The 13,243-nt window shown below is 47.3% G+C and carries 16 protein-coding genes; all 16 read right to left on the bottom strand.

Annotated elements, in window-relative coordinates:
* Nucleotides 1-10: 10 nt before the first annotated feature.
* Nucleotides 11-1,018, bottom strand: coding sequence for an NAD-dependent 4,6-dehydratase LegB (locus E5161_RS12230; protein ID WP_136778092.1), 1,008 nt, complete (start codon nucleotides 1,016-1,018; stop codon nucleotides 11-13).
* Nucleotides 1,019-1,028: 10 nt separating this feature from the next.
* Complete coding sequence (locus E5161_RS12225) at nucleotides 1,029-3,302, bottom strand: motility associated factor glycosyltransferase family protein (protein WP_136778091.1); 2,274 nt, start codon at nucleotides 3,300-3,302, stop codon at nucleotides 1,029-1,031.
* A gap of 93 nt (nucleotides 3,303-3,395) precedes the next feature.
* A complete protein-coding gene (locus E5161_RS12220; protein WP_136778090.1) occupies nucleotides 3,396-3,722 on the bottom strand; it encodes a flagellar protein FliT in 327 nt (108 codons plus the stop codon).
* Nucleotides 3,715-4,119, bottom strand: a complete 405-nt coding sequence (gene fliS, locus E5161_RS12215; protein WP_136778089.1) for a flagellar export chaperone FliS — start codon at nucleotides 4,117-4,119, stop codon at nucleotides 3,715-3,717. Before fliS ends, E5161_RS12220 begins: the two co-directional genes overlap by 8 nt.
* A 14-nt stretch (nucleotides 4,120-4,133) precedes the next feature.
* Nucleotides 4,134-5,648 (bottom strand): flagellar filament capping protein FliD, encoded by a 1,515-nt coding sequence (gene fliD / locus E5161_RS12210; protein WP_136778088.1) that lies wholly within the window; start codon nucleotides 5,646-5,648, stop codon nucleotides 4,134-4,136.
* Nucleotides 5,649-5,663: 15 nt separating this feature from the next.
* A complete protein-coding gene (locus E5161_RS12205; RefSeq protein ID WP_246042199.1) occupies nucleotides 5,664-6,059 on the bottom strand; it encodes a flagellar protein FlaG in 396 nt (131 codons plus the stop codon).
* A 119-nt stretch (nucleotides 6,060-6,178) separates the two neighbouring features.
* Nucleotides 6,179-6,946, bottom strand: a complete 768-nt coding sequence (locus tag E5161_RS12200) for a flagellin N-terminal helical domain-containing protein (protein ID WP_136778087.1) — start codon at nucleotides 6,944-6,946, stop codon at nucleotides 6,179-6,181.
* A 193-nt stretch (nucleotides 6,947-7,139) separates the two neighbouring features.
* Entirely contained in the window at nucleotides 7,140-7,907 is a 768-nt protein-coding gene (locus E5161_RS12195) for a flagellin N-terminal helical domain-containing protein (protein WP_136778086.1), read from the bottom strand.
* A gap of 128 nt (nucleotides 7,908-8,035) precedes the next feature.
* The gene (csrA, locus tag E5161_RS12190) at nucleotides 8,036-8,263 is read right to left on the bottom strand and encodes a carbon storage regulator CsrA (RefSeq protein WP_136778085.1); all 228 of its coding nucleotides are present in this window, start codon (nucleotides 8,261-8,263) and stop codon (nucleotides 8,036-8,038) included.
* A gap of 16 nt (nucleotides 8,264-8,279) precedes the next feature.
* Nucleotides 8,280-8,717 (bottom strand): flagellar assembly protein FliW, encoded by a 438-nt coding sequence (gene fliW / locus E5161_RS12185; RefSeq protein ID WP_136778084.1) that lies wholly within the window; start codon nucleotides 8,715-8,717, stop codon nucleotides 8,280-8,282.
* 70 nt (nucleotides 8,718-8,787) lie between these two features.
* A complete protein-coding gene (locus tag E5161_RS12180) occupies nucleotides 8,788-9,354 on the bottom strand; it encodes a DUF6470 family protein (RefSeq protein ID WP_136778083.1) in 567 nt (188 codons plus the stop codon).
* A 21-nt stretch (nucleotides 9,355-9,375) separates the two neighbouring features.
* Complete coding sequence (flgL, locus tag E5161_RS12175; protein WP_136778082.1) at nucleotides 9,376-10,296, bottom strand: flagellar hook-associated protein FlgL; 921 nt, start codon at nucleotides 10,294-10,296, stop codon at nucleotides 9,376-9,378.
* Nucleotides 10,297-10,322: 26 nt separating this feature from the next.
* The gene (gene flgK, locus E5161_RS12170; protein WP_136778081.1) at nucleotides 10,323-11,882 is read right to left on the bottom strand and encodes a flagellar hook-associated protein FlgK; all 1,560 of its coding nucleotides are present in this window, start codon (nucleotides 11,880-11,882) and stop codon (nucleotides 10,323-10,325) included.
* Nucleotides 11,883-11,898: 16 nt separating this feature from the next.
* Nucleotides 11,899-12,396, bottom strand: a complete 498-nt coding sequence (locus E5161_RS12165) for a flagellar protein FlgN (RefSeq protein ID WP_169306678.1) — start codon at nucleotides 12,394-12,396, stop codon at nucleotides 11,899-11,901.
* Between the two features lie 27 nt (nucleotides 12,397-12,423).
* Nucleotides 12,424-12,690, bottom strand: a complete 267-nt coding sequence (flgM, locus tag E5161_RS12160; RefSeq protein ID WP_136778079.1) for a flagellar biosynthesis anti-sigma factor FlgM — start codon at nucleotides 12,688-12,690, stop codon at nucleotides 12,424-12,426.
* Between the two features lie 95 nt (nucleotides 12,691-12,785).
* On the bottom strand, nucleotides 12,786-13,202 hold the full coding sequence (locus E5161_RS12155; RefSeq protein WP_136778078.1) for a TIGR03826 family flagellar region protein: 417 nt from the start codon (nucleotides 13,200-13,202) through the stop codon (nucleotides 12,786-12,788).
* Between the last annotated feature and the right edge of the window lie 41 nt (nucleotides 13,203-13,243).

The raw sequence follows: 13,243 nt of genomic DNA, 5'->3' as shown, positions 1-13,243 counted from the left end.
CTCCTTCGAATTAAATATTATAGATTTGGTCTTTATACCTTCCGCGATTCTCGGGGTTAAGAAACCAGTCAATCGTTTCAGTCAGTCCGCGTTTTAATCCTTCCACCCCGGCGAAAGCCGGCTTCCAGCCGATTAATTCCGCAGCTTTCCGGTTATCCGCCCACAAACGTTCCACTTCACTCAGCGCCGGGCGAAGCCGTTGATCATCCGTGATTAATTCAGCATTCGTTCGCATAATATCTTGAATCAGTCGTACCGTATCGCCGATCGACACCTCGTAGTTACTTCCGATATTGATTTCTTTCCCCGCGCTTTGATCGGAATTCAGAAATGCGATAAACCCGTTCACAGTGTCTTCCACGTAATTGAAATCACGAGTCGGATGGAGAGAACCGAGCTTCAGCCGTTCACTTCCCGCTGCCAGTTGTGTGATGATAGTAGGAATGACGGCGCGAGCGGACTGACGGGGCCCATACGTGTTAAATGGGCGGATAACGCCAACCGGCAAACCGAAAGATCGGTAAAACGAAAGCGCCATCTGGTCAGCGCCGATTTTGGACGCCGAATAGGGAGATTGACCTTGAAGCGGATGCTTCTCGTCTATTGGTACATACAGAGCGGTACCGTACACCTCGCTGGTCGAAGTGTGAACGACTTTACGAATCCCATGCTGTCTGGCCGCCTGAAGAATATTCAACGTTCCTTTAATGTTCGTGTCTACATATGTGTCCGGCGAATGATAGGAGTAAGGTATCGCGATCAATGCGGCCAGATGGAGGACCGCATCACAGCCTCTCATCGCTTCCGAAACGCCATGTGGATCTCTGACATCACCGGAAAACACTTCGAAATGACCTTGGACGTCTTCCGCACAACTATCCAGCCAACCCCAAGAGTTGAAAGAATTGTACAGGGTGAAAGCTCGGACTTCATAACCCCGGCGAACCAACGCCTCGGTCAAATGCGAGCCGATGAAGCCGTCCGCCCCTGTCACCAATACTTTGCGATAATCAGTCATCTTGCACTCCTTATCTGGAAAGCTCATGCGCGGCGAGTTGTGCCTTCTCTTCTACACGACCAATGGCTTCCTTGACGATCATATCTAACTGAGGTAGGCATTGCTTCATAGCTTTTATCAAGGGATCCAGCACTTCACAAAAAAGATCAGCCTTTCGTACGGTGTCTTTTTCTTGCGCCAGTTCCGGCAAGTTACGATCATATTCCCGAACATCGTCTGGAATCACGACACCAATTAGCGCGGTGAACAGTTCGTCCGTTACGATTGGCCCCCAAATATCCTCGATTTCTACCATTGTATCCAGCGCTTTTCTTGGCTTTTTCCTAGCCTGTTCACGAAGGGGTCTAAGTTTATTTTGGATATGCGTCATGTCCTTTTCCAATTGTTCGAACCTCCCGGAGATTCGATACAATCGATCTTTAATTTCAGTCCTCCGTGTCTCACTGTACTTCTCAAGATGCTCAGACATCGCTTGCTCCAACAGATCAGGCGCAACGGCCTTATTTTTCAAACGCTGTAAAACACGTTCCATTGGTTGAAATTCCGTGTTCTTGATTTTAGCTCCCCATCGTGAACAGTTGATAAATTTGACGTCGGGAAAATTGCTAAGAAATTTTTCAATCTCCCTTAGAGTCACCCGCATCATATCATTCGTGCGGTTCATTCCGCCTTCCACATTCTCAACCTGCATTTCCGCATGTTTCAACCGGAAGTCGTTTTCTGCCTGACTTACGTGTTTTGCACCGGGAGAATACATATGATCTCGCGGATATGACAGATCCTGACCTGTTAAAATTACTTCTGTGCACCCCATATAAATGGCGGCTTGTATCGCCGGACCGGTTACGGATGGAGGGGAACTAAACACGGGGTCGTCGCTTGTCCAACCCATCAGATAGCGGTTGGTCATATCGCCATTGAATAAAAAGTGAAACAATTTGTTCTTGTCCGCAATGATTTTATGATTTACCAGAGGAGCAAACAAAAAAGGAACATCGTTCACACTCAGATGTTTAAAGGCGTTATAGTTTTCTTCCGACCCGTCTATCGACACGATTAGATGAGGGGTGATTCCAAAATGCTGCAAAGACTGTATAGAAGTACCTGCCGCAATGATCAAAGCATGATTTTTTAATTCTCGGAGAAGTTCGATATCCGGTTCTAGAGATGGACCCGCTCCGACAACGACCGCGGTCATTCCTTTCAATTTTCCGCGTAAACCTCTGATGGATGGTGTCTCTAATACGTGCGCAAGATTATACACCTTGTTTGCGAGCCACGGCAATCCATAATGGGTTCTGGTTCTTGATGATATTTCATAAAGCATGAGAGCGGTTTTCGCGTCCTCAAAGAATTCCAGCTTTTTACGAATATCCAATTTGTCGTAAATCGGAATAGATAAGACCGCCGTATCTCCTTTTTCGTTACGCGCAAACTGAGCAAGGCTTTCATCTCTTACGACATCATTCCATCCGACGATAAACTCTTTCACTTTCATTTTAGAGAATAAATACTCGAGATCAATCGCTCGCATAGCGGCAAGCAATACTTGCTCATCCGGTTCGAAAATGACAAACCGATACTCCGGATTTCTACGCGATAGTTCTAACAGGTGATAACCGAGTCCGAAACCGTAAATCAACACATTCTGTTTATGATCAACAGTTTCGGACACGGAATCACACCATCGAATCGCTTCGTACTCGGGGTCATATCTGCTATACATAGCGATCGCTTTACCGTCAGATGACGTCACCGTCAGGTTAGGAAGACCGGTACGAGCATAATCAATCCTGTAATTACGCGGGTCCGGTTGTATATTGTGTACAGATTGATATACGAATTTATGGTGCTGCAATAAGTACGCGAGGTTGGCGGTAAATCTGCTTTCTTCAACCTCCCTCGTTTCGCCAAGCGAGATCGCTAACTGATGAAATAACGAAGTGAAATCATGCTTAATATTATCTGCCGCTTGTATGTACTCTTCCTCATCCATATGACCATTCATGGCATTAAAAACGCCCATCATGTTAGACAGAAAGCTTTCGAATGCCGGATAAAGAGGCGCATGTAACTCACTGTTTGCAACGTGCGTAGACACTGCATTCACCGATTTATACAGGTCGTCTATTCCTTGCAGCAACTGACCAACTTCGTGCCACGTTTCCTGATTAACCTGTACGTAAAGCAGATCGGAAACACTCTTACAAGCTTCAATCAATTGCGGTATAAAAACTCTTATATCATCCAAAATCGGTTCGATTTCGATGGTCGGGCTATTCATCGCTATTCCTCCAAATATGCTCTTAAAATGAAATAAACGCGACTATACACAACCTCAAATCAGTCGCGTTTCTTCACGCTTGATCGATGTAATTTATTGTTTCCTGTCGAACATAAAGCTGTCGGAATAGTCGGTAAGTTGATAAGCGGATTTTTGTTTCTTCGCAGCTTGCAGAAGGGTTAATCCTTCCGCCGCCTGATCTTTTAAACTCTGCATATGCTGTAAAATGACCGCATCATTTCGTAAAATCTCTTGAATCATTTTCTTTTGCTCCGGTGTTACGCCGCTTGCCAATTCTATCGCTTCGGTAAGAGATTGGCGAAGATCCACAAGTTTTTCATACCGTTCATAATCAGCTGACGCATCCAACGTACCGAGAGATTGGGACTCGGCTAAGACAAGCTTCAGAAGTTCATCCATGACCGGTTTCCTTGCTGACGGTTTGAGTCTGGGGCTGGGGCTTAGCCGCTTGAGACCAAGCCTCTTTCAACTCCATCAAATAAGACAGAACTTCAACGGCAGGCTGTTTCGATTTTTTGGTGTTCGCCTGGATCAGTTGATGCGTCATATATTCATAGATTCTGGCCAAATCGGTCGATATCGGATACTGATAATCCAGAGAGGCAGTCAATTCATTGATAATCCGCTGAGCCTTGATGAAGTTCGTATTGGCTTTCTCAATATCCCGGTTGTCTATGCCATCAATCGCGTGTTTCACAAACCGGATGGCACCTTCATAGAGCATCAGCACCAGCTGGGCTGGCGAAGCAGTTTGTACGGAGGATTGCTGATATTTCTGAAGCGGGCTGTAAATCATTCTGTTCACTCCTCTTATTGCGTCGCTCCGAATAAGCTGCTGGATTGCGATTGGTATCGGTTCATTGCGGTTTCCATTGCGGTAAATTGCTTATAATATCTTGTTTCCAACATCGTCATTCTGGAATTTTCGTCATCTATGCGCCTATCGAGTGATTTGAGCAATTCGCCCATCGTGCTGTCCACTTTAAAGGGAATGCTTTTGTCGGTACTATAACGATTTGTGCCCGCTTTGGCCGACAATTCATTCAAAGCCGCCATCATAACGTCCGATAAACGGTTAAACAAGCCGTTATCCGGGTTGGTCGGTTGAATTTTTAAAGACGCATCCGTCTGTTTCGTCGGTTGAGTGAAGTAACTGAGCACTTCATCGGGGTTTGCTTCGATTGCGGCACGCAATTTGGCCTCATCTTGGATGACAAGTTTGCCGCGATCCTGCCAAGGCCCAGTTGTGATACCGTATGAGACCATATTTACTTGCTTGCTGTTTATGGTTACATCAGTAACGCCTGCAAGCCGTGCATCATTGACCAATTTCGAAAGTGTGCTGTCTCGGCTCAAAAGACCGCTTTTGGCTTTTTCTTCCCACAAGGCGATCTCGTTATCTTTCATCGCTGTCTTTTGATCGGCCGTCAATGGAGTGTATTTACGGAAACGCTCTTCGTTCAATTTTCCATTTATCGTATCCAGCAAGCTGTTATAATCCGATATAAAAGACTTGATGGTATCTAGGATTTTATTTGTATCGGTGCCGACATTCACCGTCGAGATTGACCCGAGAGATTTCGCATTGACGGTAAGCTCCACACCATTAACGGTGAAGGTATTGTTACTTTGCGTGGTCGTGATTCCATTAATTGCAACTTTAGCGTCTACACCCGGCGCAGTATCCGTTAGTTTAAACCGGCTGAAAAAGGCATCCGACACGTCGACTGTCGCTGCGGATCCGGTTAATTTTTTCGTTACGGACATTTTACCTGAAGCTTCGTCGAGAAAAACGTTTGATTGTACTCGTGTATCTGCGTTGATCTTACCGATCGCCGTTCGAAGCGTATCATTTTTATTTACGACGATATTAAAGCCGTTCATCGTGATATTGAAGTTTCCGCTGGCATCCACCGCTCCAGCCGCTGTCGGGGTGAAACCGAGAGCATCCAACGTCTGGCTCCCGTCGATCGCTGTCGTAGTCTGGGTAGCACCCGTTCTGGCGTATGCGGCGGTTGCGACAACTGAGACGTCAACTGTCATCGTTCCCGATAATGCTCCGGGCAGCGCTTTAGCGCTGACGGCCGAAGTATTGCCCGTAATGTTAGCCTGTTTGGCATTGAGGTTGCTTTCCAAACCATAATTAAACAGTTTATTGTTTCTAAAATCGACGAGCTTCGTATTGATATCCCTGTACTGATCACGCTGCCACTCAAGTGTGGTTTTTTGCTGGTTCAGCTTATCCAGAGGAATTCTTTTGGCTTTCATCATTTCTTTGACCATCGCGTCAATGTCCATACCGGAAACAAATCCTGAAATTCTCATGTTATCGCCTCCCGCTTATACTTTCTCGTCGATCAATATGCCGGCGAATTCCATCATCTTCACGACCAGATCCAACGTTTTCTCCGGCGGAATTTCACGAATCAATTCCCCCGTGTCTTTGTTGAACACTTTGACGACTACCGTATTTGTTTTTTCATGCATTTTCATTTCAAACGACGTCGTCGGGCCTTCCAACGCCTTGATCGCCCGATCAATCGCTTTAATCAACTGTTCCTCGCCGATGGAGATTTTAACTCCTTGCAATTCCGCATTCTGCATCTCTTTGCCTGTATGAACCAGCTTGACTGCTGAATTCGCGGTAACGGAACCATTCGTTTGAGGACCGGTTCTGATCATAGGTGTCTGTTGGAATTGCGCTTGCGTAACGTTATTGCCCGACTGAACGTTCATCTGACACACCGCCCTTTGGCTTCATACCTTTTATATCGACGATCGCCTTTATAAAATTTAGTACAAAACAAAAAGAGACCTTAGCTGAGCTAAGGTCTCTGAAACGATCATTCCAACGATTAACGCAACAAGGAAAGCACGCCCTGCGGTTGGGAGTTGGCTTGAGCAAGCATCGCCTGCGAAGCTTGCAGCAAGATGTTGTTCTTCGTGAGGTTAACCATTTCTTTCGCCATGTCCGTATCGCGGATACGGGATTCGGCTGCGGTCAGGTTCTCTACTGTCGTGCCCAGGTTGTTGGAGGTGTATTCCAGACGGTTTTGCTTCGCACCGAGGATTGCACGTTCTGTGGATGTGCGATCAATTGCATTCTCAACTGCTGTCAATGCCGACCCGCTGCTCAGACTCACGATTCCGGTAGTGGAAATCCCTGCAATCGCAATCGTTTGAGTACCGTCATCGATTTGAATCGTAGCGCCGGCCGTAATGTTTACGCCGTTAAAAGTCGTATTGCTGATAATGCTGTCAATTTGCGCGCCGAGATCATCCAGCTCGGTGCTGATGTTCGTTTTGTCGCCGGCCGAATAGGTTCCGTTAGCTTGTTGAACTTTCAGCTCTTTCATACGGGAGAGCATCGAGCTTACTTCGTTCATCGCGCCTTCAGCCGTTTGAACGTAAGAGATACCGTCTTGCACGTTACGCTGAGCCATTTCCAGGCCGCGGATTTGTCCACGCATCTTTTCAGAAACTGCCAAGCCTGCTGCGTCGTCTGCCGCACGGTTGATGCGAAGGCCGGAAGAGAGCTTTTCCATGCTCTTTCCAGCAGCCGTCGTATTCAGGCCCATGTTACGGTGCGTGTTTACTGCAGAAATGTTGTGGTTAATGCGCATGAGTAAATTTCCTCCTTGAAATAAGGTTCATCCACATCCGTGTGGATTTTTTGCAGGTTTCGTTCGGCCGCCCGGAACCTGCTACATCTTTATATCGGCTAATTATTCAAAAGCTTTATAGTTTCATTTATTTCTTGCAAAAAACAAGGAGACCTGGGATAAACCCAAGCCTCCGAGATATTTGTTCCAACGATTAGCGGAGCAAGGACAGAACGCCCTGCGGCTGGGAGTTGGCTTGAGCAAGCATCGCTTGCGAAGCTTGCAGCAAGATGTTGTTCTTCGTGAGGTTAACCATTTCCTTGGCCATATCCGTATCGCGAATACGGGATTCAGCTGCAGTCAGGTTCTCAACCGTCGTGCCCAAGTTATTAGAAGTGTACTCAAGGCGATTCTGCTTCGCACCGAGAATAGCGCGTTGAGTCGAAGTATTGGTGATGGCAGTCTCGACGTCAGCCAAACTCACTGAGCTGTCCAAGCCAACGATACCGGTTGTCGCAACTCCCGCGATTGCGATGGTTTGGCTGCCGTCATCGATTTGAATCGTAGCGCCGGTGGTGATGTTTACGCCATTAAACGCGGTGTTACCAATGATGCTGTCGATTTGGGAGCCCAAATCATCCAGTTCGGTGCTGATGTTCGTTTTGTCGCCGGCCGAATAGGTTCCGTTAGCTTGTTGAACTTTCAGCTCTTTCATACGGGAGAGCATCGAGCTCACTTCGTTCATCGCGCCTTCAGCCGTTTGAACGTAAGAGATACCGTCTTGCACGTTACGCTGAGCCATTTCCAGACCGCGGATTTGTCCACGCATCTTTTCAGAAACTGCCAAGCCTGCTGCGTCGTCTGCCGCACGGTTGATGCGAAGGCCGGAAGAGAGCTTTTCCATGCTCTTGCCAGCAGCCGTCGTATTCAGGCCCATGTTACGGTGCGTGTTTACTGCTGAAATGTTGTGGTTAATGCGCATGTAAATTTCCTCCTTGAAATAAAGTTCATCCACATCCGTGTGGATTTTTTGCAGGTTTCGTTCGGCCGTACGAGACCTGCTCAATTACTATATCGGCTTAATGATCAAAAATGTGAGAACAATTTTCCTTAACTCTTTGTTTTTTCGATCAATTTATGAATCAACTCGATTTCCGGGTTCGCTGCTTCCTGATTGGTCGCGGTAACGGAATCGATCAGCTCTTTCCGCAAGACTTCAATATCCCGCGGCGCACTAATGCCTACCTTTACGGTTTCGCCGTCGACTGCAAGAATGGTGATCTCTATTTGGCCCTGGATGACAACGGCTTCGCCTATTTTTCGAGAAAGTACCAGCAATTTCGATCCTTCCTTTCTATTTCACCGTATCATCCGCAAACAACCGGCACCTGGTGGTATAGCTTGATTTAGCCAGTACAACTTGTTTTCCTCTTCGATTGGAACGATTGATCACGATTGGCGCAACCAGATTTGTCGTCGCTTGTTCCAATTTATCTTTAATGGCTACAATTGTGCGCACGGCGGCATGCTCCGGAGACTCAAGTTTCAATTCTTCCTTCGCAGCTTCCGGCAGTTCAAATTCGTAATCCGAAAAAAATTCAAAAGGATCGATGACGATAAAGGCCAAATTTCCATCTTCAACCGACTGCAGATAAGCAAATGGCGCATGTTCATCAACCGTTATAAGCGTGTACAATTGCAGTTGTTCGTATCCGGGAATGCCTTTGTTGAAATGGAAAATTTGTTCGTCTAGAACTTCTATTTCACCGAATCGTACGGTATTGAACTTCATGAGATCTCCTCCAGCAGGTGTAAATATTAATAGCTATAGAGCGCACATACTCGCCTATAGCTATTAAAACTCACGTCATGATATCAATGGTAGGGGGCGTAATGGTCACGCTGGGATACTGCGCCATGTAAACCTTCACTGCGCCTCTCTGAAATTGGATGTCCGGAGAATGGGTCTGGATATCCACACGAATGCTTCCCGGCTCGACCTGCAAGTTTAATTTTCTTGGAATAAAGCTGATGTCGACATTGTCGGGTGAAGCGAAACCGAATATTTGCAAAGCGGGTGGACCTTTGACGTATTCCTCAAGGGCAATTTGCGCAATTGGATTCCCCTTCACTCTCAGATCGCCCATTCGATTACCTTTTTCGACAATATTCTCGATATTCTGGTACCCAATGTTTTTAAATTGCGAATAATACCGTTGGTTGAATGCCTCCGGCTTTCCGCCGTTCAATGCGTCCCATGTTCGGCTCTGATCGATGACGAGTTCACCAGGTCCGTTATCCGCGGTCATGACCGGCGGGTGGGTTTCGGCACGAATTTCTGCCGGCTTACTTGTGATCTCGTAACGTCCCGGCTGTGACTCAATGCCGATCATTCCTCTTTGCGAATGGATGGATATTTGAGAAATCATAGCCGATTCACCTCACGCCTGTTATCTCAGGAAATCAACCAGTGTCGGCGCGATAATTTTGGAACCCACAGCTAGTGATGCTTGATAAACACTTTCGTTCACTTTGGATTGGATGATCAATTGTTCAAAATCCGCATCTTCGGTCTTGGATTGCAGAGATTCCAAGTTAATGCTTAAATCCTTCAATCGGCCCTCGACTAACTGCAGCCGGTTCGTTCTAGCTCCAACTTCCGCCTGCTGAGTCAACACTTTATCCAATCTGGACTCAAGCAATGGAATTTGTGCACGTACACCTGCATAGTTAGGCGCTTGTAAATTGGCAATTAAGTTATCAAGAACGACGAATGCATTGTCACTCTCGTTTTTGGGTGCAGGTATACCTGGAGGCGGATAGCCGAACACCTCGTTACCGCTTAAATTAACGGTCATGGTAATGCCTGAGTTGATAATGTAATCCAGATTACCATTGTCGGTGATGGAAGCTATCGGATTGGTCGGATCGAAAGGCGGCTTATCTGTGAATTGACCGTTAAACACATATTTCCCTTTCAGCTGGCTGTTCGAGATATCCACCAGCTGTTGTTTCAACTGCTGCATCTCTTTTGAAATGTTTTCGAGCGCGACGTCGGGATTGGTTCCGGTTGAACCCTGTACTGCGAGTTCCTTGGCGCGTTTCAAAACATCGCTGATCTGGGACATCAGCGTATCGTTGAATTCGAGAAAGGAAGTCGCAGAATCCACATTCGATTGAAAACGCTCGTTGATCGACAATTCACTGCGGTAACGAAGAGCATAAGTAATCCCTACGGGATCGTCGGAAGGGCGATTGAGATTGCGTCCCGTCGACAGTTTCTCTTGCAATTCTGATGATCTGCTTAGATTCGTGTTGATGTTCCGTAGAAGCTGAGATGTTAACGTGCCTTGAGTAACGCGGCCAACCATAAAACGCTCCCCTTCCTCAATCAAATTTATCTGCCGACTACACCCGTGCTATTGATGATTCTGTCCAGCACTTGGTCGATCGTGGTCATAAACCTAGCTGCGGCATTATAAGCATGCTGAAATTTGATCATGTTCGCCATCTCTTCATCGAGTGAAACACCGCTGACGGATTGACGCCGTCCGTCCACCTGCTCTACTACCGTTTTGGCGTTCTCCGCCTGCCTGTGGGCTTCTTGAGTTTGAACGCCAAGCTGTCCGACCATGGACCGGAAATAGTCGTTTAGATTACCAGGAACGGCAGTGGCGGTGGAGCTCACCGAATTAAAATTAATTTTCGTATCATTAAATTGGGCGATCAGCATGGCCAAATCCTTGTTGCCTTTCACCACAGATTCCGTTGAGCCAACCATGGTCGTTCGCATGGAAGAGGCGATATTGGCAGCATCAGCCATAATATCCGGGCTGACGCGGATGTTACTGGCAGTTAGAGGACTCCCGTCTTTGGATACGAAAAACTTTCCGGCAGCGGCCAACGGATCTTTGGAGGTATAGCCCAACTGATGCAAACCGTTCAAACCATTAACGGTAACTGTCACTGCTGATTTTAAAGTTCTGGCCGAATCTGAATAGGTCACCCCGTCAAGAACCGTACCTTCGGGAAGAACCGCTCCGGCAGGGATTGTTACCTTGACCTCGCCTTCTACTATACCCTTGATGAGCGTGTCCAGCTGTTGTTGATAATCCGATACGTATTGATCTCGCGAAACAATCATTCCAAACAACTCGCCGCCGGTCAGGTCGCCGCCAAAACTGGCTTGAATCCCTTCCTCGGTCATGAGGGTGGGAGTACCATTGGCCACCAATACTTGCGCGCCCATGGAGACTTGATAGCCCGCAGGTGTCTCTTGAACACTGATGTTGGCCACCTTGGACAACTCGTCCACCAGCAAGTCCCTTTGGTCGCGCAAATCGTTTGCATTGTCTCCCAATGACTCAATCCGGCGGATTTGATCCGTTAAATTGGCTATGCTTTGGATACTCGTATTCATTTGAGCTACTTTAATTCCGATGTTTTCCGATAAATCCGATTTTAGATTTTCCAACTGTGTGCTGGTTTGGTTAAAGGCGTCTGTCAGCGATATCGCCGACTCCCGAACCAGCTTTCTGGCCGTGAGGTCTTCAGGATTCTCACTTAGATCGTGCCATGCGTTCCAAAACTTATCCAACACCGAGCGCAAGCCGGAATCGGAAGGCTCGTTTACAATCGTCTCCAACTTCTCCAACGTATCGGCACGAACGGACCAGGCACCTTGTCCTTGGGCTTCATTCCGAAACTGGCTGTCCAAAAACGACTCGCGGATTCGAGTAATCGAGCTGAATTCCACGCCAGTGCCAAGCTGTCCAGGTATCCCGGAACGCATCATCCCAGGAGCCTCCATAGGGCGTGTAGCATTCATGTTCACCGTCTGTCGGGAATAACCGGCCGTGTTGGCATTCGCCACGTTATGCCCTGTCGTTTGAAGAGCAGCCTGTTGGGTGAACAGGCTGCGTTTGGCCGTTTCCAAGCCCATGAAGGTTGATCGCATGAAAATACCCCTTTGTCTACGCTTTGGAATCGAATAAATTAGCCTTCGACTTGCCGCTTGAAGCGTCAGGTTTACTATAAGTAAAATCTTGCTCAAATGATCCCGTCAGCAGCTCGATGGAGAAATGATTGAATTCCAGCGCTTGTTCCGCGAGCCGAAGGTTGAGTTCGTTGAGCTGTTTGAGTTGTCCGAGTATTGAGACGAGACGATCAGTCAATTCGGTAAGCTTCAGTTTGTCGTTTGCACTCGTTAAGTAAGAGACAATATCCGAAACTTGAGGATTAGGATCACTCATGATCCCCAGTTGATCCAATAGCGCTCGTGCCGACTGAACACGCCGTTTCTCGGTCTCCGAGATTTGTTTCACGAGGCGGGATTCTTTGTTCGTCAATTCAATCAGCAGGTTCGTGTCGTCTTTCATAATCGCAAGCTGCTTCTTCTCCTCGAGAACAAGCAGCTCTTCATGCTGCTGCAATAAAGATTCCACGGAGCCTATTAACGCTTGAACTGTCACACTTTCACCTTCTATCTCAAACTGCCGTTAGGGAAGGAGGAACGGAAGCATCTTCTCCGCGACTTTGCCGGCATCTACCTGATAAGTTCCCGTCGACACCGCTTCCTTCAGCTGCTCGATTTTTTTCGCTCTTTCCGGGCTGTTGACCTGGGCTTGGGACAGCATTTCCATAGCCTCGGAGGAGATATGCAGCTCGTCCTTCTGACTTCTGCGCGCGTTTGACTCCGTCCGCTGGTTCTTGGCCGACTGATATGGGTTTACCGCGCCCAGTCGATTGATATCGTTTATTTTCACGATGGGTCACCTCAACAAATATAAAGACCGATGATAGATATCTCTATTATCGGTCAATTCGTGTTATATGTTTAGACAATCTTTATTAACGATCTTTAACGCTCTTTGAAACGATTGCCAATTTGGTAGGCTCCGCCTGCCGCGTTGGCTTGTTGCTGCGGCGATCCTTTCGACAGGGATTCCGCAAGCTTCATCTGCTTCTGAAGGTCCGCTTTGCAATTTTCGCATAAATGGCCTTCACGAATCGGCTGCTCGCAGCTGTCGCAAGGATAGCTCATATTGGGAGCACCATCCATGGAAATGCGTCCTTCACGGATGAATTCCTTAATTTGACGGACACTCACGCCGGTCGCTTCCGAAAGGTCATGCATCGTGCAATGGTGCTTATTCTCTTTCAGATAAGCGACGCACGTTTCGTATTCCTTCTCCATGGTAGCGATGCAATTCGGGCAAACGTTGCGGGCTTGGCGAGAAAACAGTTTCCCGCAGCGAGGGCAGTTGGCCAAATTCATGAGGATCCTCCTCTATATAACGACACGTTTCAGTATGTTTT

This window comes from Cohnella pontilimi (assembly GCF_005049045.1).
GTDB lineage: Bacteria > Bacillota > Bacilli > Paenibacillales > Paenibacillaceae > Cohnella > Cohnella pontilimi.
This window is presented reverse-complemented; position numbering and strand designations above follow the sequence as displayed.

Coding starts and splice junctions, on each gene's coding strand:
- E5161_RS12230 (WP_136778092.1), bottom strand. CDS start 1,018: ATGACTGATTATCGCAAAGTATTGGTGACAGGGGCGGACGGCTTCATC.
- flgK (WP_136778081.1), bottom strand. CDS start 11,882: ATGCGATCAACCTTCATGGGCTTGGAAACGGCCAAACGCAGCCTGTTC.
- E5161_RS12225 (WP_136778091.1), bottom strand. CDS start 3,302: ATGAATAGCCCGACCATCGAAATCGAACCGATTTTGGATGATATAAGA.
- E5161_RS12180 (WP_136778083.1), bottom strand. CDS start 9,354: ATGATTTCTCAAATATCCATCCATTCGCAAAGAGGAATGATCGGCATT.
- fliW (WP_136778084.1), bottom strand. CDS start 8,717: ATGAAGTTCAATACCGTACGATTCGGTGAAATAGAAGTTCTAGACGAA.
- E5161_RS12205 (WP_246042199.1), bottom strand. CDS start 6,059: ATGAACGTTCAGTCGGGCAATAACGTTACGCAAGCGCAATTCCAACAG.
- E5161_RS12155 (WP_136778078.1), bottom strand. CDS start 13,202: ATGAATTTGGCCAACTGCCCTCGCTGCGGGAAACTGTTTTCTCGCCAA.
- fliD (WP_136778088.1), bottom strand. CDS start 5,648: ATGAGAATTTCAGGATTTGTTTCCGGTATGGACATTGACGCGATGGTC.
- flgL (WP_136778082.1), bottom strand. CDS start 10,296: ATGGTTGGCCGCGTTACTCAAGGCACGTTAACATCTCAGCTTCTACGG.
- E5161_RS12200 (WP_136778087.1), bottom strand. CDS start 6,946: ATGCGCATTAACCACAACATTTCTGCAGTAAACACGCACCGTAACATG.
- fliS (WP_136778089.1), bottom strand. CDS start 4,119: ATGATTTACAGCCCGCTTCAGAAATATCAGCAATCCTCCGTACAAACT.
- E5161_RS12220 (WP_136778090.1), bottom strand. CDS start 3,722: ATGGATGAACTTCTGAAGCTTGTCTTAGCCGAGTCCCAATCTCTCGGT.
- E5161_RS12195 (WP_136778086.1), bottom strand. CDS start 7,907: ATGCGCATTAACCACAACATTTCAGCAGTAAACACGCACCGTAACATG.